Annotated in this window: 1 protein-coding gene; it reads left to right on the top strand. The window is 65.2% G+C overall.

Annotated features, from left to right (window positions below; all coding sequences use genetic code 11):
- Window positions 1-2 precede the first annotated feature (2 nt).
- Window positions 3-1,059: IS630 family transposase (locus C6N31_RS42240; protein WP_198359621.1), on the top strand; the 1,057-nt coding region annotated here is incomplete at its 3' end.

A 1,059-nucleotide genomic window follows, 5' to 3' on the forward strand; every position in this document is an offset into this window, starting at 1 on the left:
TCATGGCTGAGCGGGTTCGAGCACGACGGTTAACTGATCAAGAGGGTCAGAAACTGCAGCAGTTGGTCCGACGGGGCCGCCACGAGTCGGTGCGGGTCCGTCGGGCACTGATCATCATGGCGTCGGCGTCGGGCACCACCGTGCCGGCGATCGCACACTTGGTCGCCGCGCACGAAGACACCGTGCGGGATGTGATCCACGCCTTCAATGACAAGGGCTTGGCCGCCCTGGACCCTCAGTGGGCGGGAGGCCGTCCCCGCCTGATCAGCGATGACCAACGCACCTTCATCATCGCGACGGCCACAACCCGCCCACTCACCCTGGGCTGTCCCTTCACACACTGGAGTCTGCGCAAGCTCACCGACTACCTAGCCCGCAACCGAATCAAGACGGTGAAGGTCGGCCGGGAACGACTCCGGCAGATCCTGCACGAGCACCACATCTCCTTCCAGCGCACCCGCACCTGGAAAGAGTCCACGGACCCCGACAAAGAATCCAAACTCGACCGTATCGAGCACGTGACCAGCCACTTCCCGCACCGCTGCTTCGCCTTCGACCAGTTCGGCCCGTTGTCGATCCGTCCCTGCCACGGCTCCAGCTGGGCCGGGGAGAAGAAACCGGACCGGCTGCCGGCCACCTACCACCGAACCCACGGCATCCGGTACTTCCACGGCTGTTACTCCCTCGGCGACGACCAACTGTGGGGCGTCACCCGACGCCGCAAAGGCGGTGACCACAGCCTGTCCGCACTGAAGTCGATCCGCGCCGCCCGACCCGACAGCGCCCCCATATACGTGATCATGGACAACCTGTCCGCGAACAAGACCCCGACCATCCGCACCTGGGCGCAAAGGAACAACGTCGAGCTGTGCCTGACACCGACCAGCGCGTCGTGGGCCAACCCGATCGAGGCCCAATTCGGCCCCTTACGCAACTTCGTCATGGCCGGCTCCAACCACCCCAACCACACCGTGCTCGCCCAAAGACTCCAGAGCTACCTGCGGTGGCGCAACCTCAACGCCCGCCATCCCGACGTCCTGGCCGCCCAACGCCGAGAAC

This window comes from Streptomyces fildesensis (assembly GCF_016107395.1).
GTDB classification, from domain to species: domain Bacteria; phylum Actinomycetota; class Actinomycetes; order Streptomycetales; family Streptomycetaceae; genus Actinacidiphila; species Actinacidiphila fildesensis.